Here is a 3,587-nt window from a genome sequence, read left to right as displayed (position 1 = left end):
GTGCTGCCGCGCACGTTGCATGTGGATGAGCCGTCGTCGCATGTGGACTGGTCGGCCGGTGCGGTCGAGCTGCTGACCCGGGAACAGCAGTGGCCGAAGGAGGAGGGCAGGCCGCGCCGCGCCGCCGTGTCCGCCTTCGGACTCAGCGGCACCAACGCACACGTGGTCCTGGAGCAGCCGCTCCCTGCCGACCCCCCGGAGCCGCCGCCGGTCCCGCAGCCCCCCTCGGCCACCGTGTCCTGGCTGATCTCCGGCCGCAGCGAGGAAGCACTGCGGGCGCAGGCCGCGCGGCTGGCCGGCCACCTCGAGGCCCGCCCCGAACTGAGCCACGCCGCGGTCGCTCACGCACTCGCCACATCCCGGTCCGCCTTCGAGCACCGCGCCATTGTGGTCGGTGACGACCGCGACGACCTCCTCACCGCCCTGAAGGCAATCGGCCGAGGCCGGCCCTCACCCGCCGCGGCCGTGGGCACGGCCGACCCCGAGGGAGGCCTCGCCTTCCTCTTCGCCGGGCAGGGCTCACAGAGGCTCGGCATGGGACGGGAACTGTACGAGACCTTCGAGGCGTTCGCCGATGCCTTCGACTCCGTCTGCGCCCACCTCGACAACGAACTCGGCCGGTCGCTCCGGGAGATCGTCTTCGGCGACGACGAAGAGGCCCTGAACCGAACGGAGTTCACTCAGCCCGCCCTCTTCGCCTTCGAGGTCGCGCTGTTCCGGCTGCTTGAGTCGTGGGGCGTCCGCCCCGACGTGCTCGCCGGACACTCCATCGGTGAACTGTCGGCGGCCTACGTCGCGGGGGTGTGGTCCCTGGACGACGCCTGTCGCCTGGTCGCGGCCCGTGGCCGCCTCATGCAGGCCCTCCCGTCAGGCGGCGCCATGGTCGCGCTGCAGGCATCGGAGGAGGAGGTGCTGCCCTTGCTGGCAGGGCAGGAGGCCGAGGCCGGCATCGCCGCTGTCAACGGCCCGCGATCCCTCGTGATCTCCGGCACCGAGGAATGCGTGTCACGGATCGCCGGACATTTCGGGGCGCTCGGCCGCAGGACCACCCCGCTGCGGGTGAGTCATGCCTTCCACTCACCGCTGATGGAACCGATGCTGCGGGACTTCCTGCGCGTCACCGAAGGCCTCACCTACCACCGCCCGCAGATCCCCATCGTCTCCGACGTCACCGGCACCCTCGCCGACCCCGGGGAACTGTGCGCGGCCGGCTACTGGGCGGCCCACGTCCGGCAGCCCGTGCGCTTCGCCGACGACGTACGCCGGCTGAGCGAGCAGGGCGTCACCCGCTACCTCGAACTCGGTGCCGACGGCACCCTCACCGCCCTGGCCCGCACCTGCCTCGCCGACGACCCGTCCGCGGGCGCCGGCCCGCTGCTCGTACCCGCGCTGCGCAAGGACCGCCCCGAGGTCCCCAGCCTGTACGGCGCCCTGGCCCGGCTGTACGTCCACGGCGTCGACGTCGACTGGTCCCCGGCGCTCGGCGCCGCCCCCGCCACCCGGGCGGTGGACCTGCCGACGTACGCCTTCCAGCACCAGCGCTACTGGCTCGACCACGGCACCGCGGCCGCGAGCGCGGCCGGGGAGTCCGCCCGGACCGCGGCGGACACCGCGGACGACCGCTTCTGGGAAGCGGTCGAGTGCGAGGACGTCGACGCCCTGACGCAGGCCCTGGGGGTGAGGGCCGAGGACATCGGCGCGGTCGTACCGGCGCTCGCCTCCTGGCGGAAGCGGCAGCAGCAGGAGACCGCCGTCGAGGCACTCTCCTACGAGGTGGTGTGGAAACCCGCCGCTGTCGAACCGGCCACTGCCCCGGACGCCACGGACGCGCGCTGGCTGCTCGTCCTTCCTGGTAGCCAGGACGGCGAGGACCCGGCGGTCACCGACCTCACCACCGCCCTGGGCGGCCCCGACCGCGTCGTCACCCTCACCGCCGCCGGGACCGACCGCGCGGCGCTCGCCGGCCGACTGCGCGACGCCACGGCCGACCACCCCGTCGCGGGTGTACTGGCCTTCGCCGGACTGGCCGGAGCCGACATCGACGGCTTGCCGCTCGGACCCTCCGCGGTGGCTGTTGTGCTGCAGGCGTTGGGTGACGCGGGTGTGGGTGGCCGGGTGTGGGTGCTGACGCGTGGTGGTGTGTCGGTGGGCCGTTCGGACGGTCCGGGTGATCCGGTGCAGGGTGCGGTGTGGGGTCTGGGCCGGGTGGCGGCGCTGGAGTACCCGGAGCGGTGGGGCGGTCTGATCGATCTGCCGGAGGTGCTGGACCGGCGTGCCGTGAACCGTGTGATGGGGGTGCTGCTCGGCGGCGGCTCGGAGGACCAGGTGGCTGTCAGGTCGTCCGGTGTGCTGGGCCGTCGGTTGGAGCGGGTGCGTGCTGGTGGTGAGGGGGCGGGTTGGCGTCCTCGGGGGACGGTGCTGGTCACGGGTGGTACGGGTGCGTTGGGTGCGCGGGTGGCGCGGTGGGTGGCGGCGGAGGGTGCCGAGCATGTGGTGTTGACGAGTCGTCGGGGTCTTGGGGCTCCGGGGGCTGTGGTGTTGCGGGACGAGTTGGTGGGGTTGGGTGCGCGTGTGTCGGTCGTGGCGTGTGACGCGGCTGATCGTGGTGCGTTGGCGGGGGTGTTGGCGGAGTATGCGGTGGATGCGGTGGTGCATGCGGCGGGTGTGCTGGATGACGGTGTGATCGATGCGTTGACGCCGGAGCGGTTCGCGACGGTGTTGCGGGCGAAGGCGTTGGGCGCGCTGCATCTGGACGAACTCACCCGCGACCGCGACCTGGACGCCTTCGTCCTCTTCTCGTCGATCTCCGGCACCCTCGGTACGACCGGCCAGGGAAACTACGCGTCCGCCAACGCCTTCCTGGACGTCCTCGCCCAGCGACGCCGAGCGGCGGGGCTGCCCGCCACCTCTGTCGTCTGGGGCCCGTGGGCCGACGGCGGCATGGCCGACGAGGAGGTCGTGCACTGGCGCATGCACCGCGGCGGAGTGCTGCCGCTCCAGCCCGCCATCGGCGTACTGGCCCTGCACCGAGCCGTCGGCGAGCCCCGGCCGGTCGTCATGGTCGCCGACATCCACTGGGCCGAGTTCGCGCCCGCCTTCACGGTCACACGCCCCAGCCCGCTGATCGAATCGCTGCCGGAGGCACGCGCGGCGGTCGAGAACGCCGGCGCCGCCTCCGAACGGTTCGGCCGCGGGGACGGCTCCGCCCTGCGGGACCAGCTCATCGGGCTCACCCCCGCCGAACAGGAACGGGTGCTCCTCGAAGTCGTCCGCTTCTGCGCGGCCGGTGTCCTGGGCTACGCGGGCGCGTCCGCCGTACCGGCCGAGCGTGCCTTCCGCGACCTGGGCGTGGACTCCCTCACCGCGGTCGAACTCCGCGGCACACTGGCCATGGCGACCGGCGTGCCCCTGACCGCGACCCTGGTGTTCGACTATCCGACGCCGGTACTCCTCACGCGCTATCTGCGCGAGCAGTTGATGGGCGATGAGATGGGGGCGGAGCCGGTCGTGCCGGCTGCCGCCGGTGTCGCTGTCAGTGACGATCCGGTGGTGATCGTCGGGATGGCGTGCCGCTTCCCGGGTGGGGT

Annotated in this window: 1 protein-coding gene; it reads left to right on the top strand. The window is 72.9% G+C overall.

Features of this window, described 5'->3' with window-relative positions:
- Window positions 1–21 precede the first annotated feature (21 nt).
- Window positions 22–3,587, top strand: a 3,566-nt coding sequence (locus ACZ43N_RS42670) for an SDR family NAD(P)-dependent oxidoreductase (RefSeq protein WP_468105274.1), incomplete at its 3' end; no start/stop codon positions are given.

Source organism: Streptomyces sp. NPDC030814, from assembly GCF_055572155.1.
The sequence above is the reverse complement of the archived record's forward strand: the minus strand, read 5'-3'. Positions and strand labels throughout refer to the sequence as shown.